Source organism: Streptomyces sp. NPDC006655, from assembly GCF_040703965.1.
GTDB lineage: Bacteria > Actinomycetota > Actinomycetes > Streptomycetales > Streptomycetaceae > Streptomyces.
This window is the reverse complement of record NZ_JBEYJU010000073.1, coordinates 1-26,409: the sequence shown is the minus strand read 5'-3', so window position 1 is coordinate 26,409 and position 26,409 is coordinate 1. Positions and strand designations below refer to the sequence as shown.

Annotated in this window: 26 protein-coding genes and 1 riboswitch; of the genes, 13 read left to right on the top strand and 13 right to left on the bottom strand. The window is 71.6% G+C overall.

The window, feature by feature from the left end; genetic code table 11:
• Positions 1-10: 10 nt before the first annotated feature.
• Positions 11-152: riboswitch (SAM riboswitch) on the bottom strand.
• 157 nt (positions 153-309) lie between these two features.
• Positions 310-1,254 (top strand): glucosyl-3-phosphoglycerate synthase, encoded by a 945-nt coding sequence (locus tag AB0958_RS32155; RefSeq protein ID WP_366893989.1) that lies wholly within the window; start codon positions 310-312, stop codon positions 1,252-1,254.
• 84 nt (positions 1,255-1,338) lie between these two features.
• The gene (locus AB0958_RS32150) at positions 1,339-2,772 is read left to right on the top strand and encodes a trehalose-6-phosphate synthase (RefSeq protein WP_366894012.1); all 1,434 of its coding nucleotides are present in this window, start codon (positions 1,339-1,341) and stop codon (positions 2,770-2,772) included.
• A 78-nt stretch (positions 2,773-2,850) separates the two neighbouring features.
• On the opposite strand, the gene otsB is transcribed toward AB0958_RS32150, so the two are convergent.
• Genes otsB through AB0958_RS32135 form a run of 3 tightly spaced genes read right to left on the bottom strand, consistent with a single transcriptional unit; the run spans position 2,851 to position 5,296 of the window.
• On the bottom strand, positions 2,851-3,717 hold the full coding sequence (gene otsB / locus AB0958_RS32145; protein ID WP_366893988.1) for a trehalose-phosphatase: 867 nt from the start codon (positions 3,715-3,717) through the stop codon (positions 2,851-2,853).
• Positions 3,718-3,775: 58 nt separating this feature from the next.
• Positions 3,776-4,009, bottom strand: a complete 234-nt coding sequence (locus AB0958_RS32140) for a DUF3263 domain-containing protein (RefSeq protein ID WP_132892008.1) — start codon at positions 4,007-4,009, stop codon at positions 3,776-3,778.
• An 18-nt stretch (positions 4,010-4,027) separates the two neighbouring features.
• Entirely contained in the window at positions 4,028-5,296 is a 1,269-nt protein-coding gene (locus AB0958_RS32135; RefSeq protein ID WP_366893987.1) for an extracellular solute-binding protein, read from the bottom strand.
• Positions 5,297-5,425: 129 nt separating this feature from the next.
• Between AB0958_RS32135 and AB0958_RS32130 the strand changes: the two genes are divergently transcribed.
• Both AB0958_RS32130 and nagA read left to right on the top strand, forming a co-directional pair.
• Positions 5,426-6,364 carry an ROK family protein gene (locus tag AB0958_RS32130; protein WP_366893986.1) on the top strand — a complete coding sequence of 313 codons (939 nt, stop codon included), beginning with the start codon at positions 5,426-5,428 and terminating at the stop codon, positions 6,362-6,364.
• A gap of 122 nt (positions 6,365-6,486) precedes the next feature.
• Complete coding sequence (nagA, locus tag AB0958_RS32125; RefSeq protein WP_366894011.1) at positions 6,487-7,617, top strand: N-acetylglucosamine-6-phosphate deacetylase; 1,131 nt, start codon at positions 6,487-6,489, stop codon at positions 7,615-7,617.
• Positions 7,618-7,633: 16 nt separating this feature from the next.
• Here nagA and AB0958_RS32120 read toward each other — a convergent pair whose 3' ends face one another.
• The 3 genes from AB0958_RS32120 to AB0958_RS32110 form a co-directional block, all read right to left on the bottom strand.
• Positions 7,634-8,299, bottom strand: coding sequence for a response regulator transcription factor (locus AB0958_RS32120; protein WP_366893985.1), 666 nt, complete (start codon positions 8,297-8,299; stop codon positions 7,634-7,636).
• Positions 8,296-9,402 (bottom strand): histidine kinase, encoded by a 1,107-nt coding sequence (locus AB0958_RS32115; protein ID WP_366894010.1) that lies wholly within the window; start codon positions 9,400-9,402, stop codon positions 8,296-8,298. Before AB0958_RS32115 ends, AB0958_RS32120 begins: the two co-directional genes overlap by 4 nt.
• A gap of 101 nt (positions 9,403-9,503) precedes the next feature.
• A complete protein-coding gene (locus AB0958_RS32110; RefSeq protein WP_366893984.1) occupies positions 9,504-10,034 on the bottom strand; it encodes a hypothetical protein in 531 nt (176 codons plus the stop codon).
• A gap of 170 nt (positions 10,035-10,204) precedes the next feature.
• On the opposite strand from AB0958_RS32110, the gene AB0958_RS32105 reads away from it, so the two are divergent.
• A complete protein-coding gene (locus AB0958_RS32105) occupies positions 10,205-11,134 on the top strand; it encodes a 1-phosphofructokinase family hexose kinase (RefSeq protein WP_366893983.1) in 930 nt (309 codons plus the stop codon).
• Between the two features lie 14 nt (positions 11,135-11,148).
• On the opposite strand, the gene AB0958_RS32100 is transcribed toward AB0958_RS32105, so the two are convergent.
• On the bottom strand, positions 11,149-12,102 hold the full coding sequence (locus AB0958_RS32100) for a CBM35 domain-containing protein (protein WP_366893982.1): 954 nt from the start codon (positions 12,100-12,102) through the stop codon (positions 11,149-11,151).
• 118 nt (positions 12,103-12,220) lie between these two features.
• Positions 12,221-13,876 carry a diguanylate cyclase CdgB gene (cdgB, locus tag AB0958_RS32095; protein ID WP_366893981.1) on the bottom strand — a complete coding sequence of 552 codons (1,656 nt, stop codon included), beginning with the start codon at positions 13,874-13,876 and terminating at the stop codon, positions 12,221-12,223.
• 340 nt (positions 13,877-14,216) lie between these two features.
• On the opposite strand from cdgB, the gene AB0958_RS32090 reads away from it, so the two are divergent.
• Complete coding sequence (locus AB0958_RS32090; protein WP_358974381.1) at positions 14,217-14,735, top strand: flavin reductase family protein; 519 nt, start codon at positions 14,217-14,219, stop codon at positions 14,733-14,735.
• 171 nt (positions 14,736-14,906) lie between these two features.
• Here AB0958_RS32090 and arfB read toward each other — a convergent pair whose 3' ends face one another.
• On the bottom strand, positions 14,907-15,341 hold the full coding sequence (arfB, locus tag AB0958_RS32085) for an alternative ribosome rescue aminoacyl-tRNA hydrolase ArfB (protein WP_366894009.1): 435 nt from the start codon (positions 15,339-15,341) through the stop codon (positions 14,907-14,909).
• 172 nt (positions 15,342-15,513) lie between these two features.
• Between arfB and AB0958_RS32080 the strand changes: the two genes are divergently transcribed.
• Positions 15,514-16,089, top strand: coding sequence for a TerD family protein (locus AB0958_RS32080; RefSeq protein WP_132892015.1), 576 nt, complete (start codon positions 15,514-15,516; stop codon positions 16,087-16,089).
• 62 nt (positions 16,090-16,151) lie between these two features.
• On the opposite strand, the gene AB0958_RS32075 is transcribed toward AB0958_RS32080, so the two are convergent.
• Positions 16,152-16,445, bottom strand: a complete 294-nt coding sequence (locus tag AB0958_RS32075) for a DUF397 domain-containing protein (protein WP_366893980.1) — start codon at positions 16,443-16,445, stop codon at positions 16,152-16,154.
• The gene (locus AB0958_RS32070) at positions 16,442-17,296 is read right to left on the bottom strand and encodes a helix-turn-helix transcriptional regulator (RefSeq protein ID WP_360561442.1); all 855 of its coding nucleotides are present in this window, start codon (positions 17,294-17,296) and stop codon (positions 16,442-16,444) included. The genes AB0958_RS32075 and AB0958_RS32070 overlap by 4 nt, the downstream gene beginning before the upstream one ends.
• A gap of 147 nt (positions 17,297-17,443) precedes the next feature.
• Between AB0958_RS32070 and AB0958_RS32065 the strand changes: the two genes are divergently transcribed.
• The 3 genes from AB0958_RS32065 to AB0958_RS32055 all read left to right on the top strand — a co-directional run bounded on the left by AB0958_RS32065 (position 17,444) and on the right by AB0958_RS32055 (position 19,585).
• The gene (locus tag AB0958_RS32065) at positions 17,444-17,818 is read left to right on the top strand and encodes an ATP-binding protein (protein WP_366894008.1); all 375 of its coding nucleotides are present in this window, start codon (positions 17,444-17,446) and stop codon (positions 17,816-17,818) included.
• A 254-nt stretch (positions 17,819-18,072) separates the two neighbouring features.
• Complete coding sequence (locus AB0958_RS32060) at positions 18,073-18,942, top strand: helix-turn-helix domain-containing protein (RefSeq protein WP_366893979.1); 870 nt, start codon at positions 18,073-18,075, stop codon at positions 18,940-18,942.
• 49 nt (positions 18,943-18,991) lie between these two features.
• Complete coding sequence (locus AB0958_RS32055) at positions 18,992-19,585, top strand: Uma2 family endonuclease (protein ID WP_366893978.1); 594 nt, start codon at positions 18,992-18,994, stop codon at positions 19,583-19,585.
• A 6-nt stretch (positions 19,586-19,591) separates the two neighbouring features.
• Here the strand turns inward: AB0958_RS32055 and AB0958_RS32050 are convergent, their stop codons facing one another.
• Positions 19,592-20,053, bottom strand: a complete 462-nt coding sequence (locus AB0958_RS32050) for a pyridoxamine 5'-phosphate oxidase family protein (protein WP_366893977.1) — start codon at positions 20,051-20,053, stop codon at positions 19,592-19,594.
• A gap of 76 nt (positions 20,054-20,129) precedes the next feature.
• Here AB0958_RS32050 and AB0958_RS32045 point away from each other — a divergent pair, with 76 nt between their 5' ends.
• Positions 20,130-20,699 carry a GNAT family N-acetyltransferase gene (locus AB0958_RS32045; RefSeq protein WP_366893976.1) on the top strand — a complete coding sequence of 190 codons (570 nt, stop codon included), beginning with the start codon at positions 20,130-20,132 and terminating at the stop codon, positions 20,697-20,699.
• 25 nt (positions 20,700-20,724) lie between these two features.
• Here the strand turns inward: AB0958_RS32045 and AB0958_RS32040 are convergent, their stop codons facing one another.
• Positions 20,725-22,125, bottom strand: a complete 1,401-nt coding sequence (locus AB0958_RS32040) for a M1 family metallopeptidase (protein ID WP_366893975.1) — start codon at positions 22,123-22,125, stop codon at positions 20,725-20,727.
• 79 nt (positions 22,126-22,204) lie between these two features.
• Here AB0958_RS32040 and AB0958_RS32035 point away from each other — a divergent pair, with 79 nt between their 5' ends.
• Positions 22,205-22,705 (top strand): hypothetical protein, encoded by a 501-nt coding sequence (locus AB0958_RS32035; protein WP_132892023.1) that lies wholly within the window; start codon positions 22,205-22,207, stop codon positions 22,703-22,705.
• A gap of 129 nt (positions 22,706-22,834) precedes the next feature.
• On the top strand, positions 22,835-26,409 hold a 3,575-nt coding region (locus AB0958_RS32030; protein ID WP_366893974.1), incomplete at its 3' end, for a hypothetical protein.

Genomic DNA, 26,409 nt, shown 5'->3' with positions numbered 1-26,409 from the left:
AGGCCCTTTCTCCTCATCTTCCTCACGACGCATCTCGCCGTGAGACGGATTTGGCACCTTCCCTAGCCGGGAGCCTCGCTGTGAACACGAGACCGACTGGAGGGTTGCCGGGGCTTCATCGGGCCGTTTCCCTCTGCCCCTCTGGATGAGCTGTATTCGGTTGTCAACGCACGGTGACCCCAGGACATGCGATGGTCACCCGCGTTGTTCAAGACTGTAACCGAAGGCCAGGACAGTTGAGATAGTCGTCCGTACCGCGAGATGGATCACACCCCGCAGTGTGACCGTGACAGTGAGGAGCCGCTGACTGTGCTGGAAGAAGTCGAGCGCTGGCTGGCCACCCGCTCCTGGTCCGTGACCGACCGTCCGCTGCACCGGATACTCGCCGCCAAGCAGCGCACCGGTCAGTCCGTCTCCGTCGTGCTGCCCGCGCTCAACGAGGAGGAGACGGTCGGCGACATCGTCGCGGTCATCCGTCACGACCTGATGCGGCAGGTGCCGCTGGTCGACGAGATCGTGGTCGTCGACTCCGGGTCCACCGACCGCACGGCGGCGGTGGCCGCGGCGGCGGGCGCCCGGGTCGTCCACCGGGACACGATTCTCCCCCGCATCCCCGCCGTCCCCGGCAAGGGCGAGGTCCTGTGGCGCTCCCTGCTCGTCACCGGCGGGGACGTCGTCTGCTTCGTCGACGCCGACCTGAAGGACTTCTCCTCCGACTTCGTCACCGGCATCGTCGGCCCGCTGCTGACCGACCCGGACGTGCACCTGGTCAAGGCGATGTACGACCGCCCGCTCGCCGGCGCCACGGGCCAGGGCGGCCGGGTCACCGAGCTGATGGCCCGCCCCCTGCTGAACATGCACTGGCCGCAGCTGGCCGGGTTCGTGCAGCCGCTCGGCGGCGAGTACGCGGCCCGCCGCACCCTGCTGGAACAGCTCCCCTTCCCGGTCGGCTACGGCGTGGAGCTGGGCATGCTGGTGGACGCCCTGCACCTGGTCGGCCTGGACGCGCTCGCCCAGGTGGACGTCGGGGTGCGCAAGCACCGCCACCAGGACGGCCAGGCCCTCGGCCGGATGTCCGCCGCGATCTACCGCACGGCGCAGCTGCGGCTGGCCCGCGGCCATCTGATCCGCCCGTCCCTGACCCAGTTCGAACGCGGCGAGGACGGCTTCGAGCCCCGCACCTACTCCGTGGACACGGAGGAACGCCCGCCGATGGTGGAGATCGCGGAGTACGCCGACCGCCGGGTGGCCTGACCTGGTACACGTTCGCCCGTCGTGGCGTGACCGTACGTTTGAGCGTTTACAAGCCGGGCTAGGTTGAGGCGTATGGCTTCCCCCATGGCTTACACCGGCAGTGCAGAGGTGCTGGTCGCGTCGAACCGCGGCCCGGTTTCGTACGAGTTCCGTCCGGACGACGCGGACGGCGCGCTCCGTGCCAAACGGGGCGGCGGCGGGCTGGTCTCGGGGCTCTCGGCGATCGGGCCGGACGCGAACGCGGTGTGGGTGTGCGCCGCGCTGAGCGACGGTGACCGCGAGGCGGTCCGGCGGGCCGGGGGCGGCCCGCTGCCGGCGGCGGACACCGGGGGCCAGCGGGTCCGGATGCTCGACATCGATCCGGGCGTGTTCTCGGACGCGTACAACGGCATCGCCAACTCGGTGCTGTGGTTCGTCCACCACATGCTCTACCAGACCCCGCTGGAACCGGTCTTCGACGCGGAGTTCCGGCGCCAGTGGGAGTCGTACCGGGCCTACAACCACGCGTTCGCCGAGGCGCTGGCCGAGGAGGCGGGCGACGGCGCGGTGGTGGTCATCCAGGACTACCACCTGGCGCTCGCGCCCCGGATGCTGCGACAGCTGCGGCCCGACCTGCGGATCGGCCACTTCTCGCACACCCCGTGGGCGCCGCCGGACTACTTCCGGCTGCTCCCCGACGACATCGCGGCGGAGCTGCTGAGCGGGATCCTCGGCGCCGACCACGCCGCGTTCCTGACCCGCCGCTGGGCCGACGCGTTCGTGGCCTGCTGTCACACGGTGCTGGGCCCGGGGATCCCCTCCTCGTCGGACACCCGGATCGGGGTGCACGGCCTGGGCGCCGACGCCGACTTCCTGCGCGAGCGCGCCCACCAGCGGGACGTGGACGAGCGGATGGCGGCCCTCCGGGAGGAGATCGGGGAGGGCCGCAAGACCATCGTCCGGGTCGACCGCACCGAGCTGTCGAAGAACATCGTGCGCGGGCTGCTCGCCTACCGGCAGCTGCTCGACGACCGTCCCGAGTGGCGGGAGCGGGTGGTGCACGTCGCGTTCGCCTACCCCTCGCGGCAGGACCTCGCCGTGTACCGGGACTACACGGCCGAGGTGCAGCGGGTCGCGGACGAGATCAACTCCGCGTACGGGACGGCGGGCTGGACGCCGGTGGTGCTGCACGTCAAGGACGACTTCGCGCGCTCGCTGGCGGCGTACCGGCTGGCCGACGTGGCCCTGGTGAACCCCATCCGGGACGGCATGAACCTGGTCGCGAAGGAGATCCCGGTGGTGTCGGACGAGGGGTGCGCGCTGGTGCTCTCGCGGGAGGCGGGGGCGTACGAGGAGCTGGGCGAGGACGCGGTGGTGGTGAATCCCTACGACATCGGGGGGACCGCTGCCGCCTTGCAGGAGGCGTTGACGATGCGGGCGGAGGAGCGGGCGGAGCGGTGCAAGCGGCTGGCTGCCGCGGCGACCGCGTTGCCTCCTGCGGCTTGGTTCCTTGAGCAGTTGGGGGCGTTGGGCGGGTAGTTCGTCGGGTGCGGGTCTGTGGGGGCTGGTCGCGCAGTTCCTCCCCCAGCCTTCGGCCGGGGGGACCCCCAGCGCCCCTTACGGGGCGCTCAACTGAGCCAAGTCGTTCAGTAGCCGTACGACGCCCTCCGGGCCGTTCACCACCAGGTCTGCTCGGTCGGCTAGGTCGGTCACCTCCTCGCTGCCGCTGCACACCAGGAGGCCCGGGACGCCCTCCTCGCGGAGTTTCTGCACCGCGGCGAAGGCCGGGATGTCGCCCAGGTCGTCGCCCGCGTAGAGGACCGCGCCCGCGCCGATCTCCTTCGCGAACTCGCGGAGCGCCACCCCCTTGTCCATGCCCGGGGGGCGGAGTTCCAGGACCAGGCGGCCCGGTTCGACGATCAGGGCGTGCCGGGTGGCCAGGTCGGTGAGGGGGGCGCGGAGGGCTTCGAAGGTGGCCTGGGGATCGTCGGCCCGGCGGGTGTGGACGGCCACCGCGAACCCCTTCTCCTCGATCCAGGTGCCGTGCGCGGCGCCGACGCGGTCGAGGAGGGCGGGGAGTTCGGCGCGGACGGCCGCGATGCCGGGGTGCGGGGGCGGGGCGGTGAGTTCGCCGGTGGCCGCGTCCCAGCGTTCGGCGCCGTAGTGGCCGAGGACGACCAGGTGCTCCAGACCGGGGATGTCGGCGAAGCCGCCGTGGCGGACGGCGACCTCGGCCGGGCGGCCGGTGATCACGGCGACGGCGGCCACCTTCGGCGCGAGGGCCGACAGGGCCGCCGCGGCGTCCGGGTGGGCCCGCGCCTGCTGGGGGTCGGCGACGATCGGCGCGAGCGTCCCGTCGAAGTCGAGCCCGACGAGGGCGGTGCGGGGCCGCGCGAGCAGCGCTTCGAGTCCCTCGCGACCGGCGGGGGTGCGTGGCGTCGGGAGGGGTTCCGTGGCGTGGGGGTCCGTGCTGTGGTTGCCCATACGGCTGACAGTATCCGAGCGTCCTCGTTTCAAGCGTCCCGAAGATCCCCTGTGACCGTCAGCGCTCCCCGCGCCGCGTCTCCCGCACTCTGCGCAGCCGGTTCACCGTCACCGGGTCGTGGGCCAGTGCCCGCTCGTCGTCGAGGAGGGCGTTGAGGAGCTGGTAGTAGCGCACCGGCGCCAGATCCAGCTCCTCCCGTATCGCCCGCTCCTTCGCGCCGGGGCTGGGGAAGCCCCGGCGTTCCAGGGCGAGGATCGTCAGCTCGCGTGCGCCCAGTTCTTGCCGGTCCATGCCGAGAACCGTACGCGCTCAGCCGGTCGTGGCCGTCGTACGGCTGTCCGCGAGGGCCGCCTCGGCCTGGATCTGCGTGAGCACGCTGGTCGGGTTGCCGGACGGGCTGACCGCCGTGCCGATCTGCTTCTTGATGTCGGCGCTGACGGCCGCCCAGGACGTCTTGCCCGCCGGGTACAGCTGGGAGGTCGGCAGCTGCTCCAGGAAGGGGCGCAGCTGCTTGTCCTGGGCCTGGCCGGAGTCGGCCATCGTCTGGGACGCGGACGTGGTGACGGGCAGCAGACCGTACTCGCGGGAGAAGTCGAGGACGTTCTTCTCGCTGTAGACGTAGTTCAGGAAGTCGCCGGCCTGCTTGGCGTGGCCGTTCTGCTTGAACGCCGCCATCCAGTCGGTGACGCCCATGGAGGAGGTGGGGGTGGTCTGGCCGGCGCGGGCCGGCATGGCGACCGTGCCGAACTTCACGCCCTTCTTCTCGGCCTGCTTGATCAGGGTGGGGTGGCCGTTGAGCATGCCGACCTGGCCGTCGGCGAACGCGGCGAACGCGGTCGCGCGGTTCAGTTTGCCGGGGGCGGTCGGGCCGGTCAGCCCCTTGCCGACCAGTTCGTCCTTGAGCCAGGTGAGGGTGTCGATGTTCTGCGAGGAGTCGATCGTGTACGTGCCGGTGTCGTCGGTGTAGCCGCTGCCCCCGCTGAGCAGCCACTGCATGGTCTCCGCCTGCGCCTCCTCGGGGCCCAGCGGCAGCGCGTACGGGTACTTCACGCCGTGTGCCTTGAGCGCCTCGGCGTCGGCCGCCAGTTCCGTCCAGGTGGTGGGCGGGGTGAGGCCGGCTTCGGAGAAGAGCGTCTTGTTGTAGAAGAGGACGCGCGTGGACGCGGCGAAGGGGATGCCGTACTGCGCGTGGTTCCACTGGCCCGCCTCGGCGAGCTGGGACGGGAAGTCGGCCTGTACCGGGATGGAGAGCAGGTCACCGGCCTCGTACAGCTTGCCGGCCGCCGCGTAGTCGGCGTACGCGCCGATCTGGGCCAGGTCGGGGGCCTTGTCGGCGGCGACCATGTCCTTGACCTTGCGGTCGACGTCGTTCCACGAGTAGACGGTGACGTCGATCTTCACGCCGGAGTGCGTGGCCTCGTACGCCGCCGCCAGCTTGTCCCAGTACTTCTGGGAGCTGTTGGCGGCGGAGTCCCCGTAGTCGGCGGCGACGAGTCTGAGGGTGACCTCCGAGGATCCGGTCGTCCCACAGCCACCGAGAACCGCCGTCATGCCCAGAGCGGACACCACCGCGGTCATTCCTGCCTTACGCCGCCGCACCTGTACTACCTCGATCTAACTGTCTCGCCGTTCAACATGTGGACCCATAAGGTCTACACCACGTAAGTGGACTAGACCTCTTGCGGGTCGGCGGGTCACACTGTCCCCGTGAGACATGTCATCGCCCTGGACGTGGGCGGCACCGGAATGAAGGCCGCGCTGGTCGGCCCGGACGGCGAGCTGCTCCACCAGGACCGCCGGGCGACCGGCCGCGACCGCGGCCCCGACGCCGTGGTCGCCGCCATCCTCGACTTCGCCGCCGACCTGCGGGTCCACGGCGAACAGCAGCTGGGCGAGCCGGCGGCCGCGGCCGGCGTGGCGGTGCCGGGCATCGTCGACGAACGCGCCGGGACCGCGGTCTACGCGGCCAACCTCGGCTGGCGCGACGTCCCGCTGCGCGCCCTCCTCGCCGATCGCCTCGGCGTCCCGGTCGCCCTCGGCCACGACGTCCGCACCGGCGGGCTCGCCGAGGGGAGGCTCGGCGCGGGCCGGGGAGCGGACCGCTTCTTCTTCGTGGCGCTCGGCACCGGTATCGCCGGCGGCTTCGGCCTGGACGGCCGGGTGGAGTCGGGCGCGCACGGGTTCGCGGGCGAGATCGGCCACGTGGTCGTACGGCCGCAGGGGACCCCCTGTGCGTGCGGGCAGCGCGGCTGTCTGGAGCGGTACGCGTCGGCGGCGGCGGTGAGCGAGGCGTGGGCGAAGGCCTGCGGCGACCCGGAGGCGGACGCGGCGGACTGCGCCAAGGCCGTCGCGTCCGGCGACCCGAACGCCGTACGAGTGTGGGGGGAGGCGGTGGGCGCCCTGGCGGACGGCCTGGTCACGGCCCTGACCCTGCTGGACCCACGCGTCCTGATCATCGGCGGCGGCCTGGCGGAGGCGGGGGACGTGCTCTTCGAGCCACTGCGGGAGGCGGTGCGGGCCCGGGTGACCTTCCAGAAACTGCCGGCCGTCGTCCCGGCCGAGCTGGGAGACACGGCGGGCTGCCTGGGCGCGGGCCTGCTGGCCCAGGACCTGTTGACTACGACGACTGCGGAGGTAACCCCTTGATGGCTGCAAACGAGCGTGAGGAAAGCGCCCCCTCAGGGGCGCGGGGCGCAGTTGCATCTGCGGCTACCGCCGCGGGGGCGCGACCAGCCCCCACGCACCCGCAGCCGGGATCGAACAGCCTGATCCTCGACGGCGCCCGCACAGTCCTCCCCACCGGATTGGTCGAAAAGGGCCAGGTGAACGTCGACGGCACCAGAATCACCGCCGAGCCCCCGGCCAACGCCCAGCTCATCGACCTCACCGGCCACTACCTGATCCCCGGCTTCGTCGACATCCACAACCACGGCGGCGGCGGAGCCTCCTTCAGCTCGGGCACCGCCGAACAGATTCTCACCGGCGTCCACACCCACCGCCTGCACGGCACCACCACCCTGGTGGCCTCCACCGTCACCGACGACATGGACGTCCTCGGCCGCCAGGCCGCCCTCCTCTCGGAGCTCGCCGAGCAGGGCGACATCGCCGGCATCCACTTCGAGGGCCCCTTCATCTCCCCGTGCCGCAAGGGCGCCCACTCCGAGGGGCTGCTGCGCGACCCGGACCCGGCGGAGGTCCGCAAGCTGGTCGACGCGGCGCGCGGGCAGGCGCGGATGGTCACGCTGGCCACCGAACTCCCCGGCGGCATCGAGTCGGTACGGCTGCTCGCCGAGCACGGCGTGATCGCGGCCGTCGGCCACACGGACGCGACGTACGAGCAGACGGTGGAGGCGATCGACGCGGGCGCCACGGTCGCCACCCACCTCTTCAACGCGATGCCGCAGATCGGACACCGCGCGCCCGGCCCGATCGCCGCGCTCCTGGAGGACGAGCGGGTGACGGTCGAGCTGATCAACGACGGTACGCATCTGCACCCCGCCTCCCTCCAGCTGGCGTTCCACCACGCGGGACCGGACCGGGTCGCGTTCATCACGGACGCCATGGACGCGGCGGGCGGCGGCGACGGCCGCTATCTGCTGGGCCCGTTGGAGGTCGAGGTCACGGACGGGGTGGCCCGGCTGGTGGAGGGCGGTGCGATCGCGGGCTCGACCCTGACCCTGGACCGCGCGCTCCGGCGGGCGGTGACCGTCGACGGGCTCCCCGTCGAGCACGCCGTCGCCGCGCTGTCCGCCAACCCGGCCCGCCTGCTCGGCCTCTACGACCGCGTCGGCTCCCTGGAGCCCGGCAAGGACGCCGACCTCCTCGTCCTGGACGGCGACTTCACGCTGAAGGGCGTGATGAGGAAGGGCGAGTGGGTGGTCGTACCCGAACTGCCCTGATCGCGGGGCCGAGAGGTCAGGCCAGGCCGGCCGCGATGGCGCGGCGCACGGCGTCGGCCCGGTCCCGGATGTCGGCCTTGGCGAAGAGGTTGTTGATGTGCGTCTTGACGGTCGCCTCGCTCACGAAGAGCTTCTCGGCGATCGCGCGGTTGGGCAGGCCCTGGCCGATCAGGGTGAGTACTTCGCGTTCGCGGGGCGTGAGGTCCGCGGGCAGCCGCGGTCCGGACGCCGTCGGTCTGGCGCGGACGGTGGCCAGCAGCCGGTCCTGGACCTCGCGGTCCAGGACGGACTGGCCCGCGGCAGCGGCGCGGATCGCGCGCACGATGTCCTTTCGTCCGGCGTTCTTCGTCAGATAACCGCGGGCGCCCGCGCTGAGGGCTGCCAGGATCGAGTCGTCGTCGGCGAACGTGGTGAGCACGACGACGGCCACCTCGGGGTGTCCGTCGCTCAGCCTGCGGGTGGTCTCGATTCCGTCGAGCACGGGCATGCGCAGGTCCATCAGCACGACGTCCACCGGACCGGCGGCGACCGCGTCCAGTACGCCGGTGCCGTCCGCGGCCGCCGCGACGACGTCGATGTCCTCGGCCAGACCCAGCACCGCGGCGAGCGGTTCGCGGACGGCTGCCTGGTCGTCGGCGACGACCACGCGCAACGGCCGGGAGCTCTCGGTGGGTTCACTCATCGCGGGATCACTGCCTCCACTTGCCAGCCGCCTCGGTCCGGTCCCTCGGTGGCCGGTCCCGCCGTGAGGGTGCCGCCCAGCAGAGCGACGCGTTCGCGCATTCCGATCAGTCCCATTCCGCTGCCGACCCCCGCGTTCACCGTACGGGTGGCCTGCCCGTTGCGGATCGTCAGCACCGTCGAGGAAGCCGCGAAGGCCAGCTCCACCCGCACCTCACCGCCCGGGGCGTGCCGCGCGGCGTTGGTCAGGGATTCCTGGGCGATCCGCAGCAGATTCTGGGTCACCCGGGCCGGTACGTCCACGGGGGTGCCGCGCACGGTCAGGGCCTCGCGGTGGCCGGACGTCTCGAGCATCGCGGTGAGGGTCTCCACCAGCGGCAGCGCGTCCTCGCGGAGCGCGTGGACGGTCCACTGCGCCTGCTTCAGGCTCTCCTTGACGAGGCTGTGGGCCTTGTCGTTGACCGCCCTGACCTTCTCCAGGTCGCCGGTGTCGAGCAGCGCGTCGGCCAGTTCCAGCTGCATGTTGATCCCGGCCAGCGAGTGCGCCAGGACGTCGTGCACGTCCCGGGCGATCCGGCCGCGTTCGGCGAGCACGGCTGCCTGCGCCTCGGCCCGGGCAGCGCGCTCCGCGCTCTCGGCCGCCGACAGCGCGGCGTCCACGGCCTGGTGCTGGACGCGGTTGACTATCCCGATCAGGACCGGTGCGCCGGTGGTGAGGCCGACGGCCCAGGGCAGCAGGTGGTGACCTGGTCCGACGTCGAAGTACAGGACGCCGCCGCAGAGCAGGCCACAGGCCAGCGCCAGGACGAGGGCCGGTCTGGTCGGCAGCCGGTATCCGATGTGACCGGAGAGGAAGAAGGCGAAGAGGTAACCCGTTCCGCTGCGGCCGGCGCCGATCAGCGCGGCCGCCGCGAGGACGCCCAGCGACAGCCAGACGACGGCGACACGCGGTGGGACCTTGCCCCGGGGAAGGCCCCGGGCCAGCAGCGCCGCACTGTTCAGCACGAACAGGACCGCGACCACCAGCCCGCGCCCGCTGACGCCCATCGGGCGGATCGTCAGGGCTCCGCTGACGATGACCGCCCAGGTCAGGGCCCACTGCACCCGGGGGTCCCGGCCCGGGATCGGCCGAGGCGCGCCCGATGGGGGCGGGACCTGTCCGGGGGAGGAGGCGGTCTCGGTGGTGGGCACGGCCAGACCATAGCTCACGGTCGGACCGCGACACGGGTCGAGGCGGGGGCGGGCTGCCCGGTGGTCAGCATCCGGCTGCGGACGAATATCGTGGCCAGTCGGGTGACGACCTCGGTGAGCGCCATCAGGACGAAGGCCGCCACCCATGCCTGCTCGCTGGTGATGTGGTGGGCGAGGCTGAACCGGGCGACGTCGTCGGCGCCGCCGTGCTCGGTCCACAGCTGGAAGCCCATCCGGGCACCCATGCCGAGCACCCACAGGATCGCGGCGACCGCGCCCGCCTTGATCAGGACGTGCCCGTCCGCGGTCCTGACCCTGGTGTAGACGCCACCGGCGACGCCGAGTACGGCGCCCGCGGCCATGAGTGCTCCGACCAGCACCAGGTCGTTGCCCTCGGTGGGAACGGAGTCCAGGTACGTGTGGGCCACGTAGGCCACGATCCCCAGGGGGATCAGGAAGGTCTTGAGGTCCAGCCGGCCTTCCCGCAACTGCCGGAAGACGACGAGGATGAGAGCGATGTCGGTGATCCACTCGGTCGTTGTCATGCCCCCAAGCCTGCTGGCCCAGGGCCCGCGACGCCTGGACCCACGGGTGGAAACCAGGGTGGAGAAGCAGGCGGGGCGCCGCAACCACCCTAGGCCCGGCCGCCGACCCTTTGGCATGATCGAGCCTCCCGATCGAACGCCACGGCCGCGCCTGCGGGGGAGGTCTCCCGGTGATCCTGACCGTCACGCTGAACACCGCTCTCGACATCACCTACCGGGTCGGCGCACTGCGCCCGCACACCTCGCACCGCGTCTCCGACGTGACCGAACGGCCGGGTGGCAAGGGGGTGAACGTGGCCCGGGTGCTGGCCGCGCTCGGGCACGAGACGACGGTGACCGGGTTCGTGGGCGGGGCCACCGGGGCGGTGGTACGGGAGCGGCTCGCGGAGACGACGGGGGTGCGGGAGGCGTTGCTGCCGGTGGCGGGGGCGACCCGCCGGACGATCGCCGTCGTGGACGAACTGACGGGTGACACCACCCAGTTGAACGAGCCGGGTCCGCAGATAGCGCCCGCCGAGTGGGGTGCCTTCCTCGACCACTACGAGGAACTGCTGGTTGGGGCCTCGGCGGTGGCGCTGTGCGGGAGTCTGCCGCCGGGGGTGCCGGTGGGGGCGTACGCGGGGCTGGTCAAGGCGGCCCGTGCGGCCGCCGTCCCCGTGCTCCTCGACACCAGCGGCGAACCCCTGCGGCGCGGTGTGGCCGCCCGGCCCGACCTGGTCAAGCCGAACGCCGACGAACTGGCCGAACTCACCGGCTCCCACGACCCGTCCCGCGCCACCCAGGACGCCCGCCGCCGCGGCGCCCGCGCGGTGGTCGCCTCCCTGGGCCCCCAGGGCCTCCTCGCCCTCACCCCGGAAGGCTGCTGGCGCGCCCTCCCACCCACCCGGGAACACGGCAACCCGACGGGAGCGGGCGACGCGACGGTGGCCGCCCTCCTGTCCGCCCAGGTGGAACAACTCCCCTGGCCGACCCGCCTGACCCGCGCAGCGGCCCTGTCAGCGGCGACGGTACGGTCCCCGGCGGCAGGCGAATTCGACCACGGAACCTACGAGAGGCTGCTGGGCCAGGTCACGGTGACGGGTGTCAGCAGCGTGGCCTAGCGCCGGGCCGAGGCTCAGCCGCCGGACTTGACCCAGCCCTTCACCAGCCACATCTGGTCGAGCAGGGCGTCGCACTGGTTGCCCTGTTCGCAGGAGAGCTTGATGGTGTTGGTGCCCTTGTTGAGCTGGACGTAGTTGTAGGTCCGCGTCCAGCCCTTGGTGTAGTCGCCCGAGGCGGCGTGCGCGTAGTTCTGCATGCCGACCGGCGTGTCGGATGCCGTGCCGTTGACCGTGAGGGTGGCGGTGGCGTCCTTGCCGGGGACGCTGTAGGCGACGTACACCGAGTACTTGCCGCTGTCGGGTATGCCGTTGACGGTCCACGTCACCGAGGCGCCGACGGTGTTGAAGCCCGTCACGTAGGTGCCGCCGGCGGCGTTCGCGCCCTTGACGTCGGAGGCGAGGGTCGCGCCGCCGTCCAGGCGCAGCGCCTTCGCGTCGATCTTCGGCAGTTCGCCCGACGCCGACACCGAGCTCGTACTCGACGGGGACGGGGACACGGCCTCCGACTGGGTCGGGGTGGTGGAGGCGCCGCTTGCCTTGTTCTTGTCGCCGCTGCCGTTGATCATGGCGACGCTGATGCCTATGACAACCGCGGCCACGACCGCGATCGCGCCGATGAGGAGACCCTTGGTGTTCGGGCCCCGGCCGCGGCCCGGGGTGGGCGGGGCCTGGCGGGTGGTCGGGGCGCCGCCCGGGAAGGTCTCCGGGGCCTGGTAGGCCGCGGTGGGCTGCTGGCCGTACCCCGCCCCCGGCTGCTGCGGGATGGTCTGGCCGCCGTACTGCGGCGCCTGCTGCTGGCCGCCGTACGTGCGCTCGCCGACCGAACGCACTCTGCTGACGGCGTTCGGGTAGCCGTAACCACCGGAGCCGGACGGCGGCTGGGCCCCTCGGGCCTGGCCGTCGGCGTAGAGGTAGCCGAACGGGTCGTCGTCCTCGGGCGTGCTCGCGCCGTTGTCGCCGGGCGTCATCCCTTGGTACTCCTCAACAGGTGCGGGCGGATGCAGTACAGGTATTGAGTGTCGAGCCTACCCGGTCTGACTGAGCCAAACGGGTGACTCAGACCGCATCAGCGAGCTGACCTGCGCATCATCCGGCACGCCGATGCGCTTTGGGACGAGATCGTTTCTCTACGTACATCCGCTCGTCCGCGGATTTCAGGACTTCGTCCGCCGTCATGCCGCAGTGCGCCCACCCGATGCCGAAGCTGGCGCCCACCCGGACGGCCCGGCCCTCGGCGCGGATCGGCTGGATGATCTCGTTGCGCAGGCGTACGGCGAGGTCCTGGGCGTCGGCCTGCCCCAGCCCGTCGGCGAGGATCACGAACTCGTCGCCGCCGAGCCGGGCCACCGTGTCGCCGTCGCGAACGCCCCTGCTGAGGCGCCGGGCGACCTCGATGAGGACCGCGTCGCCCGCGTTGTGCCCGAACCGGTCGTTGATCGACTTGAAGCCGTCGAGGTCGCAGAAGAGCACCGCGAGCCCCTTGGCGCCGTCGTCGCGGCTCTCGTCGGGGGCGACGGTGTGCACGTGGTGGTCGAACCCGTCGTACGACGACGAGGAGCCGCCCGTCGCGCCGGCGAAGTCGAAGCCGTGGCCGTTGACGTCGTAGGCGGGGTGGCCGTAGGCCGCGTCCAGGGACTCCGGCTCGCCGCTGCGGCGGCAGAGCCGGGAGGTGAGGCGGGAGCGCAGCTCGGCGGAGTTCGGCAGGCCGGTGAGGGCGTCGTGGGAGGCGCGGTGGGCGAGCTGGAGCTCGCGGCGCTTGCGTTCCTCTATGTCCTCGACGTGGGTGAGCAGGAAGCGGGGGCCGTCGGCCGCGTCGGCGACCACGCTGTTGCGCAGGGACACCCACACGTACGTGCCGTCGCGGCGGCCCAGGCGGAGTTCCGCGCGGCCGCCCTCCGCCGAGGTGCGCAGCAGGGTGCCGATGTCCTCGGGGTGGACCAGGTCGGAGAAGGAGTAGCGGCGCATCGCGGAGGCGGGGCGGCCCAGGAGGCGGCACAGGGCGTCGTTGGAGCGCAGTATCCGGCCGTGCTGGTCGCCGCCCATCTCGGCTATCGCCATGCCGGAGGGGGCGTACTCGAAGGCCTGCCGGAAGGATTCCTCGCTGGCACGCAGGGCCTGCTGCTCGCGTTCCAGCCTGACCAGGGCCCGCTGCATGTTGGCCCGCAGGCGGGCGTTGCTGATCGCGATGGCGGCCTGGAAGGCGTACATCTGGAGGGCCTCGCGGCCCCAGGCGCCGGGGTGGCGGCCGTTGCGCGGGCGGTCCACGGAGATCACGCCGAGCAGTTCGCCGCAGGAGCTGCCCGATATGCCGGGCGTGTACATCGGGGCGAAGAGCCGGTCGGAGGGGTGCCACTCGTCCTCGAACCGGGGTGCGGGCCCGTCGGTGTACCACTGCGGGACGTCGTCGTCGTCGAGGACCCAGCCCTCGGTGTGCGGTATGAAGACGAGGTCGCCCCACTTCTCGCCCATCCCGAGCCGCCGCTCCCAGGAGTCGCGGGAGCCGACCCGGCCGGTGATCAGGGCCTCGGCCGCGGAGTTCCCCGAGAAGGCGGCGACCACGAGGTCGCCGTCGGGGCGTACGAGGTTGACGCACGCCATCTCGTAGCCGAGGGCGGAGATGACGCCGTCGGCGACGGTCTGCAACGTGTCCGCCAGGCTGCGGGCCGTGTTCATGTCGGCCATGACCTGGTGCAGCTGTCGCAGGGACGCAAGACGGACGTAAGGTTCCGACTCGGTCTCCATGCTCGCCCTCCCCCCGAGACCTCGCAGCGAATCAAGGGTCTGCTTCGGCGCTACTTTTCCCCGCCACTGAATCACAGCGCGCTGCCCACTCGGTACACAGGGTCAACAATTAATGCCCCTTGTGACTCAAGTCACAGGAAAACGTGAGCAATTGCGTGGAGTTTCTGCGTTTTCCCTGTGTGTTTACCGAACACAGCCTTTGTCGGCCCTCGGCCCCCGGTCCTAGGACCCGGCTCGGGCCGATGGCCGATGCGGTCGCGCGGGGACCGACATTAGCGTTTCCGGCGTGCTGAAGACTCCCTCTCCCGCCGCCGCAGAAGCCACCGGGCATGCTGTGGGGGTGAGCAACGAAGCGTTCAAGGCCGCGATGTCCCGGCTGGCCGCCGGTGTGGTCCTGGTGACCGCGCAGGAGCCGCCGCTGGACCCGGACGACCCGATGGCACCGGCGGGCGAGGACGTCGGCATGACGGCGACCGCGTTCCTCTCGGTGTCGCTGGATCCGCCGTTGGTGCTGGTCAGCCTGCGTACCGGAGCCCGTATGGACGACGTCCTCGACGAACAGCCGCTGTGGGCGGTCTCCGTGCTCACCGAGAGCCAGCGGCACATCGCCGGCCGCTTCGCGATGAAGGGCCGCATCAGCGACCGGCTGCTCTTCGAGGACATCCCGTACGTCCGCGGCGAGGTCACCGGCGCCCCGCTGGTCGGCGGCGCGCTGGCCACCCTGGAGTGCCGCACCGAACAGCGGGTCGTCGCGGGCGACCACACCCTCGTCATCGGCCGCGTCCTCAGCGCCGAACTCCCGAGCGCGGAAGGCGGCCCGCTGATGTATTTCCGGGGCCGCTATCGCCAGTTGGGATGAAACCGCGCGGTCTGTTTTCCGGAATTCCCCGGGCAGACCGCCGAACGCCGCCTTACAGAAGTGACTTCTGCGAATTGACGGCGGGCACATGGGCGCCCTTGCGGAACCGGAACGCCTCCCGTGTGATCGTCGACACAGACCACGCGGTCGGGTTTTCCGCGCTTACCGGGCTTACCAGTCGCGGCCCGTCCGCCCTCGTTTGGTCTCCGAGCGCTGCTTCTTCTCGCGCAGCCGGCGTTCGTTGATACCGCGTGGGATCCGGGTCGGTCTGCGGGGCTTGGGCGGGGGCGCGGTGGCCTCGGCGAGGAGCGCGGCCAGGCGTACGGCGGCGGTCTCGCGGTTGCGCCACTGGGAACGGTGCTCGGAGGCGCGCACGGTCACCACGCCGTCCACGAGCCGGCCCGCCAGCTTCGCCAGCGCCCGCTCCTTCCACACCTCCGGCAGCGCCGCGGTGTTCGCCAGGTCGAAGCGCAGCTCCACCTGCGAGTCGCTGGTGTTGACGTGCTGCCCACCGGGCCCGGAGGACCGCGAGAAACGCCAGTTGAGCTCGGCCTCGGGGAGCGAGACGGAGCCGCGGATGACGTAAGGACCGGACATACCCCCTATGGTCGCGCGCCTGACCGGCGCACGTCACGCGAATAAGTTCATCATCCGTTTGGCAAAGAAGGTAAAGGAAGCTGGAACCTTCGGTACCCCTCGTGGCGTTCATACCGGTAGCTGTAGCTTCAAGCCCGTACGCCGCACGGCCGTACGCATACGAGGGAAAGGACCCCCGACCATGGCTGTAAGCCTCTCCAAGGGTGGCAACGTCTCGCTCACCAAGGAGGCTCCGGGCCTGACCGCCGTCACCGTGGGCCTCGGCTGGGACGTCCGCACCACCACCGGCACGGACTTCGACCTCGACGCCTCGGCCATCGCGGTCAACGCGCAGGGCAAGGTCTACTCCGACGCCCACTTCGTCTTCTTCAACAACAAGAACACCCCGGACAACTCGATCGTCCACACCGGCGACAACCGCACGGGCGAGGGCGCCGGCGACGACGAGGCGATCAACGTCAACCTGGCGGCCCTGCCCGCCGACATCGACAAGATCGTCTTCCCGGTCTCGATCTACGACGCCGAGAACCGCAGCCAGAACTTCGGCCAGGTCCGCAACGCCTACATCCGCATCGTCAACCAGGCGGGCGGCGCGGAGATCGCCCGCTACGACCTCTCCGAGGACGCGGCGACGGAGACGGCCATGGTCTTCGGCGAGCTGTACCGCAACGGTGCGGAGTGGAAGTTCCGCGCGGTGGGCCAGGGTTACGCCTCCGGCCTGGTCGGCATCGCCCAGGACTTCGGCGTCAACGTCTGAGAGACGCTCAGCTGACGGGAGCCCCTGGCCGCGTGGGTGCGGCCGGGGGGTCCGGCGCCGGATCAGTGCGCCGACGCGTACGACACGAAGGCCGCCCAGGCGGAGGGGGCGAGCGCGAGCCGGGGGCCGGGGGCGGCGGGCGGGGGTGTGTGCGGGTACTTGGAGTCGCGGATGTGGATGGTGGTGGGGGTGGGGGCTATTTCGAGGCAGGAATCGCCGTTGGTACCGTCGCTGTAGCTGCTCTTGAACCAGGTCAGGGCTACTTCTACGCAACTGTCGCCCTCAGGGCCATCGCTGTAGCTGCTCTTGAACCACGCCAGGTTGGAGGCGTCCCCGGCCGAGGTCTGGTGGATCATGCTTCTCCCAGCAGTTGCTCGATAAAGGCCCGCGACTCCCGTGGTGTGAGCGCCTGAGCCCGGATGGTGCCATAACGCAGCTCAAGGATGCGCAGCTCCTTGGGGTCGGAGGTCGGTCGCCCGTTGTACGCACCGTCGGATCGGCCCACGGCTGAGCCGTCCGGAAACTTAAGCACCTCGATCTTCCCGCTAAGCCCAGGGTGAGCTTCGGAGTTCGTCGGCATCACCTGGAGAGTGACGTTTCGCAACTGACTCACCTCCAGCAGATGTTCGAGCTGCTGACGCCACACCATTGTGCCCCCGACAGGGCGGCGCAGAGCTGCCTCCTCCTGCACAAAGCTGAGCGCCGGTGCGGGCGTTCGCTCGAAGATCGACTTCCGAGCCATACGGGCAGCCACCAACCGCTCCATCTCGTCTGGTGAATACGCTGGCTGTCCGGCATCGAAAATGGCCCGCGCATGCTCAGGTGTCTGCAGCAAGCCGTGAAGACTGAGCCCGACGTACACCCCGATCTCGACGGCCTGCCCCTCCAGCTTGGCCAGCTCCCGCACCTTCTTGGGATACCGGACCCTCTTCACGTCCTCCCACGTCGCCGAGATCAGCCCACCGGCCCCCAGGACCTCGTCCGCCCGGTTCAGGTACTCCTGCCGGGGGATCCGCTTCCCTCCCTCCACCTTGTAGACCATGTCCTCCCCATAGCCGACCGCCTCCCCGAACTCAGCAGCGCGCATCCCCACCGCCTCGCGCCGCAGCTTCAGTTGGCGTCCGACGGTGGCGATGACCGCCACTCCCCAGTCGTCGTCCGGATCGACCTCCCACCCAGGCTCGGCCACCTCGCCGTCCACGGTCATCCCCCCGCCCCTCTCTCCGACAGCCAAGACAGCCCTGGACAAGCGCCGGACAGTCACGGTACGTAGCGCTTCCATCACTGTTCACGGTACGCACGGGCGGCCACGCTGGGTGACGTGAACGATGAAATCTCCACCCACGTCCGCACCATGAGCCTGCGCCTGTCCCCCACTCCGCGAGGCGCACGCCTGGCGCGGCTACTGGCCGCCGAGCAACTCCGCACGTGGGGACTGCCCCTGGACCCGGCGACGCAGATCGTGGCGGAGCTGGCGGCGAACGCGGCGACGCATGGGCGGGTGTCGGGACGCGACTTCGGCCTCCTCCTCCACGTCGTGGGGAGCACTCTGCGCATCGAGGTCACGGACACGCGCGGTGACCTCCAGCCGCAGCCCCAACCCTTCGCACCGGACGCCGAGTCGGGCCGGGGCCTCGTCCTCGTGGACGCACTCGCCGCCAAGTGGGGCGTGGCACGGGGGCTGTCGCCGCGCAAGACGGTGTGGGCCGAGATCGAGATGGCGCCGTAGCCCGGAAACACGGACCCCGGGTGCGCGGGACGTCACCACCTAAGAACGACGGGAGAAAGAACTCACACCAAGCCCCACCCCTCCCGCCCGTCGCGCAGAGTCACTCCCGCGAGTGAATATGCCCAAGTCAGCTGGATTTGAGGTGGGTTGCCTGCCTTACGCTCAGCGCACCGACCGCAGAAAAACGTCGGCCCCCGCCGGGACGGCAATCCCAATGCGAGGGCCTGACCACCCAGGAAGAAGCACCCTTCCCGATGGATACCGAAAACCCTAGCGCGCCCTCGTGCGCCGAGTCCCGTGTTGCCGCCAGGAAGCACCCGAACCGGGGGGCAGGCGGTCTGTTGCACGACAACGCCCGCCACACCTCTCACTTCGTGGTGATCGGCAACCACCTCGCCCAGCACCCCACCATCTCGGCGTTGGCCATCGGCCTGGGGGTGCACATCCAGTCGCTTCCCAAGGGCGCCCAGGTCGACATCAAGAGCCTGGCTCTGCGCTTCCCGGAGGGGAGGGACCGTATCGGCGCGGCCCTGCGGGAACTGGAGGCGGAGGGCTACCTGCGGCGTGAGCGGGAGCGGATTCCCGGCGGGCGGATCGTCACCCGCACGGTCTCCTGCAACAAGCCTGGGCACCGGACCGCCACGGCCGAGACCCCCGACCGGCCCGCCGGGCGCACGAAGCCCGCCACGGACAAGCCTCCTCCCCGCAAGCGCCTCCCCGCCGTACCGCAGCCCTCCACCCCCTCCCCCGCGCTGCTCGGCACAGCCCTCGACATCCTCGCCGGCCTCCGCCGCCGCGACCCCCGCCTGCTCCTCTCCGCCACCGACGCCGAGCACCTCGCCCCGGGGGTCGCCGCCTGGCTGGAGCGCGACGTCGCCCCCACAGCCGTACGCCACGCGCTGACCGACCACCTTCCGGCGGAACCCCTGATCCGCCCGGCCGCCTTCCTGGCCCACCGCCTGGCGGAACGACTTCCGCCACCACCCCCGTTCCGGCCCCCTGCCCCACCGGCCCCGGAGCCGAGACACCCGTTCCAGACCTGCGACGGCTGCGACCGCCCCTTCCGCGGCCCCACCCCCGGCCCCTGCCGCGACTGCCGAACCGATCACCCGTCGGAGACCTAGCATGAGAGCGACGATCCTTGCCCCTAGGCACAGACGAGGAGCGAGCGCCATGACCATCCCCTCGAACGATGCGCGACAGGGCGCCTCCCACCGCTACCGGGCCATCCGGGATTTCGTCCAGTCCACGGACGATGTCTTGCCCGGCAAGCTGGAAATCACCAAGGAAGGGATCGTCCACGACATGATGGCGCCCGTCGGCCCCCACGAGCTGACCGCAGCACATCTACGGAAGCGTCTGGAAAAGGTGATCCCGGACGAACTCCTGGCCCACACGGGCGAGCCGGATGTCGAGGACGAGGGCGAGGGCATCATGCGTCGCCCGGACCTGATGGTGATCGCCTGGGAGGACATGGATGTACCGGGTTCCTTTGACCCGCGCACGCTCATCGCCGCCATCGAGATCGTCTCCCGCTCCAACCCCGACAACGACTGGGTCGCCAAACTGCGCGACTACCCCCTGATCGGCATCCCCGTCTACGCGATCTTCGATCCCCGTACCGGCACCGGTGCCGTCCTCAGCGACATCCACCCCACCCCCGACGGCCCGCGCTACGCCACCCGCAAGGACTTCGTCTACGGCGAGGACGTGACCATCGGGGAGTGGACCATCACGACGGACAACCTGCCGCTCTACGGCGAATGACGCCCGTCAGTCCAGCCACGTCCCGGCGCGCATGACGGCTCTCCCGCGCAGTTCCGGCTCGCCGCGCCAGGCACGCACCGTTCTCGGGGTAACGCGTATGTACAGGAAGGAGCCCTCTTCCGTGCGTGGGTCCCAGCCGAACTTCTCGGTGAACGCGTCCGCCGCGGCGGCGGGCACCTCCTGGTCCGGGAAGCACTCCGCCGCGCCCTCGATGAGCACCACGTCGAAGGTGTCCGGGAGCGCCAGGCGCACGCGCGGCTCCTCGCGGAGGTTCCGTGCGGTCACGGACGTCGCGCCGGTGCACATCCACACCGCTCGCCCGTCCCACGAGAACCACAGCGGCACCTGGTGCGGCCCGTGCTCGGGGTGAGCCGTCGACACCCATACGTCCCGCTCGGTCGCGAGCCGTTCCAGAGTGTCGCGCTTGCGCTCCGCCGCCTGGCGACGGACGGTCCCCGTGGTCTCCATGCCGACCGACCCTAGCCAGGCAGGCACGAAGGCGCCTGAGGCGCGGGACCTAGTTCCAGCGGCGGTTGCGGATAGGTTGCCCGCGATCCTCCAGCCCCTGGCCGTGCGGCCCGGTGACGACATCCCGGGACCGGTGCTCACCGAGATCACCGCCCTGTACGCCTCCCACCGCGCGTTCCACGCGCTCAGCGGGGACTTCCCGGACCCGGACGACGTGCGGCCCGAGCAGGTGGCGCGGGTCCTGGCGGACGATCTGGCGCATCCGGACGCGGAGGTGTTGCTCGCGCGATGGGGGTCCCCCCGCTCGAGCGAAGCCGAGAGTGGGGGAGAGGGGCGGCTGGTCGGGATCGCGGTCACCCTCGCCCGGCATCCGGACCCGGCCGACCCGGACCCGTGGATCGGGCTGCTGATGGTGGACGCGGGGGTGCGGGGGCAGGGACACGGCCGTCGGATCGCGACCGCCGTCGAGGACCGCTTCCGGGCCGAGGGCCGTACGGCGGTCCGGCTCGCCGTGCTGGAGAACAACCCGGACGGGCTCGCCTTCTGGACCGCCCTCGGCTACGAGGTGATCGGTCACCGCCCGGACCGGGAACACGGGCGCCCGTGCGCCGTCCTGCGCAAGCAACTGGGCGGCGTGGACGGCTGACCCGCCAGGGCCTGTCTGCCGGGCCCTAGGGATGCGCCGGCTTCCCGTCGCCGTAGAGCCAGTCCTTCCAGATCGCGTCGAAGTTCTTGCCCGGCGCCATCTTCTCCACGTACGCGGTGAACTCGGCGGTGTCCGCGTTGCCGTGGCGGTGGGCGGCCGCCCAGCCCCGGAGGATGGCGTGGAACCTGTCGTCGCCGACGGTCTGCCGGATCTTGTGCAGGACCATCGCGCCCCGTTGGTACACCGGCCGCTCCGAGATGTAGGCGGCGCTCGGCGGTTTCGCGGGGGCGAAGCCCCAGAGGGTCGCGTCGTCCGTGGGGGTCGCGTAGACCTCGTCGAATATCTGCTGCGCGGTCCGGCCACCGTGGTCCTCCTCCCAGAGCCACCCGGCATAGGTCGCGAAGCCCTCGTTGAGCCACATGTCCCGCCAGTTCTTCGGGGTGACGGAGTTTCCGTACCACTGGTGGGACAGTTCGTGGACGAGGGTGTGGAGTTCCGGAGCACCGGGGAAGACCGGCCGGTTCTGGGTCTCCAGCGCGTACCCGGCGTCCCCCGGCCGGTCGACGATCGCGCCGGTGGAGGAGAAGGGGTAGGGACCGAAGGTGTGCTGCTCCCACGCGATGATCTCGGGGATCCTCGCGAGCACGCTCTTGCTCGCGGCGGCCTGCGTGGGGTCCACGGCCACGTACACCGGCAGACCGTCGGAGGTGGTGGACCGGGTGATCGTGAAGTGGCCGATGGCGACCGTGGCGAGGTAGCTCGCCATCGGCTCCGCGCAGTGCCAGACGAAGGAGGTCCGGTCGCCGTCGGTCGTCTCGCTCTTCAACTCGCCGTTGGAGACGGCCTGGAGACCCTTGGGCACGGTGATCGCGATGTCGTACGACGCCTTGTCGGAGGGAAGGTCGTTGTCGGGGAACCAGGCCATGGAGCCGACGGGTTCGCCGAGGGCCAGCGCGCCGTCGGCGGTGCGCAGCCAGCCCTCCTTGGAGCCGTCGGGGTCGGTGATCGTCTCCGGGCTGCCCGAGTAGCGCACGGTGGTCGCGAAGGTCGCGCCCTTCTTCAGGTCGTCGTGCGGGCGGATCCTCAGCTCCTGGCCGGCGCGGTTCCAGCGGGCCTTCTTGCCCCCGACGGTGACCGTGTCGACGTCCAGCCCCTTCAGGTCGAGGTCGAAGGCGGTCAGGTCCTGGGTGGCGCGGGCGGTGATGACGGCGGTCCCGGTGAGGTGCCGGGTTCCCGGGTCGTAGGCGAGGGTGAGGCCGTAGTGGCGCACGTCGTAGCCGCCGTTGCCGGCCTTCGGGAAGTACGGGTCGTGGAGGCCCGCGCCACCGGGGGTGCCGTGGACTCCGCCGCTCGCGGTGAGCGTGAGGGCGGCGGAGAGCACGAGGGCGCCTGCGGCGACCGAGAAAGCGCGTACACGTCTGGACACGCGATCGATCCTAATGAGGCCGGGGCGGTTCCCTCAGGCCGATGAGGCGGATGGTTCCGGCCGTGACACCATCGGTTACGTGCTCGACATCGGCTACGCCCTCTCCAACCGCTTCCCGGACCCGCCCCAGACCGACTACCGGCGGGTGGACGTCCACGCGCTGCGCCACGACCTGTTCTGCGGGGACGTCTACCTCGCCGACACCAAGGCGGACCGGGAGGTGTCCACAGCCTGGGGATGGGTGCCGGTGCTCGACTTCGCGTGGGCGCTGTGCGACATCGTGGAACGGCTGGACAGGGATCCGGCGGGGTCCCGGGCCGCCCGGCCCCAGCACGCGGAACTCGACTTCACCGAGTCCACCGACCGCATGCTCTTCGAGCGCCGCTTCGGCTGGGTGGACATCGAGGCCGACTGGATGCCCGCCGAGGAGCCGCCCCTCACCTTCTCCCACGCCGAACTGCGCCGGGAGGCCCGGGACTTCCTGCACGACCTGCTCGCCGACCTCACCGACCTGCACGAGGACCTGGCCGACAACCCGGCGGTCTGGACCCTCCAGGCGCGCTTCCCGAGACTCCCCTGAACCTCCCCGGCGCCGTTGAACGACCTCTTCGTGTACGGGAGTTGACCGGCCACTGAGGCGGGAGTGACAACTGGGGCCGGAGTCGGCGGAAGCCGTCGCGGCTGCCTTGGCCGTGCGTACGTTGACTCCGTGCGGACGCAGCGCCAGGCAGGCGACAACGGAAAAGACGCCTCTCCGGAGGGCTCGAGGGCGCCGGCCGGCGTCCCGCCCACCGGCCCCAGGGAACACGCCGTGCTCGCCCTCCAGGGCAAGGCGGGGAACACGGCCACCACGTTGGCGCTGCGCGGCGGCAAGGGCAAGGGCGTCTCCCGGCCGGCGACGGGACGCGGCCGGTCCGCGCCGCCCGCCCCCATCGAGGAGGAACGCACCGACCCGGGGCTGGTCCTGCCGCCGTACCTCATGGACTTCCAGGCCGCCGGACTGTCCACGGCGTACGGGCTGACCGGGCACGAGTTCGTGCGCAACGCCGTGGCCGCCGTCGTCGGCCACGGCGACGGCGACGTCGCCGCCCTCGCCGCCGACCTGGCGGCCCGCCCCGAGGCGTACTACGGGCAGGGCCGCGCCCTCGCGGTCCAGGGCAGGACCGGCAAGGAGTGGTACGACGTCACCGTCACCGTCTCCCGCGCCCCCGACGACCGGCCGCCCGTCTTCCACCCCGGGAACCTGCTCGCGAAGACCGTGCCGGACCCGGACGGGGCGCCGCTCGCCGCGATCGACGAGGCGGAGGGCAAGGACACCAAGGTCGACGTCCAGCACAACACCGCCGCCACCGTCGCGACCACCGCGACCGGCGGGTCGAGCAAGGGTCTGGGCGGCATGGCCTTCGGGCTCGCACCCGTCGTACCGGGGCTGTGGCTGGGCGGCGCCGGGATGGCGAACGCGCAGCCCTGGCAGTCCTCGCGGGAGTCTCGCAGTCAGCGGAACGTGGCCGAACCACGGGTGCTGCGCAGCGACAAGGGGTCCGTCGAGGCACCCCGCAAGGTGCGCTACGGCGTACGGATCAAGAAGCACGGCGCCGCCGAGGGCGCAGGGACCTTCCACGGCTCCGGCACCCTCACCCAGCGGGTGCCCACCGAGCACCTCGTCCCGGCCGGCACCCTGGCGCCCACGGCCCCGGCGGCCGTCGGGGCGGACACCGCCAGGGGGGTCTCGCTCGCCGACTCCACGGCACCGGTCGCGGTCACCGACACCGGCGCCCCGCATTGGGGCGGCGGCGGGCTCTTCGACGCGGTCGCCTCCGTGCTGCACCCCTCGCTCACCGCCCCCGGGGCCCCCGGCCGCGCCCGGCTCCACGAGGCCACGGCCACCGCGACCGTCCTGGAGGACCTGCCCCGGCTGCTGCGGGACGGCGTGACCGGCGAGGACCTGTCGTCCAAGGACGGCGGCACCGTGGGCAGCTACCGCATGCACGCCGCGATCACCGGGTTGTCGCCCGCCTGGGGCACCGGCGGCACCCAGCTGCGCACCCACCAGCAGACCCAGCACACCGTCACCGAGAGCGCCGGCAAGGGACGGGCGGTCACGGGCGGTATCGGCCCGGCCATCGGTGTCGGCGCGGCCGGGAACGCCGCCGTCCTGCGGGGCACGGCCATGCCGGTCGCGGCGGCCCGCAAGGCACGGTTCACCGTGGCCGAGCAGACCGTGTCCAGCCGCCAGGGCGCGGAGGTGCGCGGCGACAAGGTGCTCTACCTGGCGAGCGTGCAGATCACCGCGGAGGGTACGGGGCCGCGCTCCGCCGAGATGGTCCTGCGTCCCGGCACCCGGGTGTCCCGGCACTCGATGCGGGTGTGGATGAGTCTGCGCGCGGACGAGGCGCGGTCGCTCGGGCTGCCGCTGCCGCCCGGCGTCGAGGCCGGGGAGTTCATCGAGAAGCCCAGGCGGACCGACGAGCACGGGAACGAGGTGGACGTCGAACGCCACCTCCCCTTCGGCGCCATGGGCTCCAGCGTCACCCTCAGCCAACTCGACACCGGCCCCATGATCCGGGCCGTACGGGAGTTGTTCGCCACCGACCCCAGGCTGGCCGGCTACCTGCCCGCCTTCGGTACGGACGCGGTGACGTCGGCGCCGGGCAAGGAGGAGGCCGCTCTCCAGCGGCGCAACCACCGGGAGCTGATGGCCGCCCTGTCCGAGACCAACCTGCGGGTCAACAAGGACCAGCTGACCACGACCGGCATCCGGGTACGGCTGCGCCGGAAGACCACCCTGCACGCGCACGACGTCCAGCTCCGCGTCCGGGGGCGGCTCCGCGAGACCGGCTACCTCGGCGACACCGACAACTGGCTGGTCCGCAGCCACTCCGGAGTCACCGGCACCTCCCAGAGCGGGCGCAGCAGTTCGCGTTCGATCGGCGGTCTGGTGCTCGGCCAGGCCAGGATCGTGCCCGGCGCCCTGACCGGTTCGGCCCGCTACGAGAGGCACCGCACCGGCACCCGCCGCAACCAGGCCGGTCCCACCACCCGCACCGACGTCCTCACCAACGGCTCCGAGAAGGCCGCCGCCTTCGGCGCCGCGCTGCGCCTGGACGTCGACGTCACCATGACCTCCCGGCAGCGCAAGCTCGGCCGCGCCCTCCTCCCCGGCTCCCCGGGCCAGGACGCTCCGGAGGCCACCCCGCTGGCGGGACTGCGCCTGGACGAACAGGACGTACGACTGGTCACCCCGACCGAGTTCACCCTCGACGAGGAGGGCAGGCAGCGCCGGGACGCGGTGCGCGACCGGCGCAGGGCGCAGGATGCGCGGCCCGAGCACGCCGTCACCGCCGAGGGCATCGGCGACCTCGCCGGGCTCGTCCCCCGGCCGTCCGTCGGACAGCCGCTGCGGGACTGGCAGCTGGTGGAGACGGTCGGCGACGGCCAGGCCGTCCGCGACCTCGCCTTCCAGCTGCTGTCCCGGGCCGCCGCCCGCAGCAAGGGCGTCCGCGAGGATCCCGCGCTGGCCGCCGAGGGGCTCGCGCCGCGGCTGGCCGTCGAGGAGCGGTTCGCGCCGCAGGCCATCACGGCGGCGCTGCGACAGGCCGCGTCCTCCGGGTGGGTGGTGAAGAACCTGCGCTACCCGCGGCGGCTCGCCGCGCTGAACGGGGCGGTGGGCACCCGGCTCACCCTGACCAACCCGAAGTTCCTGCACCGGGGCGCGGGGCCCGGCACCGAGACCTTCGTGCTCGGCGGTCACCAGGCGGCCGGCCAGGAGGGCCAGGGCACCACCAGCACCTGGCAGTTCGGCGCCACCGGCTCCGAGAACAACGCCGAGTGGCGGCTCGGCCAGGGCCTCTCCGGGAGCCGCACCACGAGCACGGGCGACACCCGGGCAGCGGCCCTCTCGGGCACGGTCGAGCGCAACGCCCACACCCCGAAGAAGGCACCGCTCTACCTGGTCCAGTGCGATCTGCTGGTCACCATGGTGGCCGAGGTCAAGGTCACCGGCGGCGGCCCGTACGTGGCGACGGCCGCCCGCACCCTGCCGGCCGAGGCGGCGGTGTGGCTGACGGAGGCGCAGTTGCCGGCACCGATCCGCAGACAGCTGAAACTCGACCCGGAACCGACCCTGATGACACCACCCACCCACCCGGGGCGAGCACCGGCAGAGGGGGCGCGGGCGGCGGAGGGCCCCCGCACGGCCGAGGGGCCGCGGGCAACGGAGGGCTCGCACACGGCCCAGGGCCCGCGCACGGCCGAGGCCCCGAGGGCAGCCGATGTACCGCTCAC

Bases quoted from the DNA above. Each gene is read 5' to 3' on its own strand.
- AB0958_RS32150 (WP_366894012.1), top strand. From the start codon at position 1,339: ATGGCTTACACCGGCAGTGCAGAGGTGCTGGTCGCGTCGAACCGCGGC.
- otsB (WP_366893988.1), bottom strand. From the start codon at position 3,717: ATGGGCAACCACAGCACGGACCCCCACGCCACGGAACCCCTCCCGACG.
- AB0958_RS32140 (WP_132892008.1), bottom strand. From the start codon at position 4,009: ATGGACCGGCAAGAACTGGGCGCACGCGAGCTGACGATCCTCGCCCTG.
- AB0958_RS32135 (WP_366893987.1), bottom strand. From the start codon at position 5,296: ATGACCGCGGTGGTGTCCGCTCTGGGCATGACGGCGGTTCTCGGTGGC.
- AB0958_RS32120 (WP_366893985.1), bottom strand. From the start codon at position 8,299: ATGAGTGAACCCACCGAGAGCTCCCGGCCGTTGCGCGTGGTCGTCGCC.
- AB0958_RS32110 (WP_366893984.1), bottom strand. From the start codon at position 10,034: ATGACAACGACCGAGTGGATCACCGACATCGCTCTCATCCTCGTCGTC.
- AB0958_RS32100 (WP_366893982.1), bottom strand. From the start codon at position 12,102: ATGACGCCCGGCGACAACGGCGCGAGCACGCCCGAGGACGACGACCCG.
- cdgB (WP_366893981.1), bottom strand. From the start codon at position 13,876: ATGGAGACCGAGTCGGAACCTTACGTCCGTCTTGCGTCCCTGCGACAG.
- AB0958_RS32080 (WP_132892015.1), top strand. From the start codon at position 15,514: ATGGCTGTAAGCCTCTCCAAGGGTGGCAACGTCTCGCTCACCAAGGAG.
- AB0958_RS32075 (WP_366893980.1), bottom strand. From the start codon at position 16,445: ATGATCCACCAGACCTCGGCCGGGGACGCCTCCAACCTGGCGTGGTTC.
- AB0958_RS32070 (WP_360561442.1), bottom strand. From the start codon at position 17,296: ATGACCGTGGACGGCGAGGTGGCCGAGCCTGGGTGGGAGGTCGATCCG.
- AB0958_RS32065 (WP_366894008.1), top strand. From the start codon at position 17,444: ATGAGCCTGCGCCTGTCCCCCACTCCGCGAGGCGCACGCCTGGCGCGG.
- AB0958_RS32060 (WP_366893979.1), top strand. From the start codon at position 18,073: ATGGATACCGAAAACCCTAGCGCGCCCTCGTGCGCCGAGTCCCGTGTT.
- AB0958_RS32055 (WP_366893978.1), top strand. From the start codon at position 18,992: ATGACCATCCCCTCGAACGATGCGCGACAGGGCGCCTCCCACCGCTAC.
- AB0958_RS32050 (WP_366893977.1), bottom strand. From the start codon at position 20,053: ATGGAGACCACGGGGACCGTCCGTCGCCAGGCGGCGGAGCGCAAGCGC.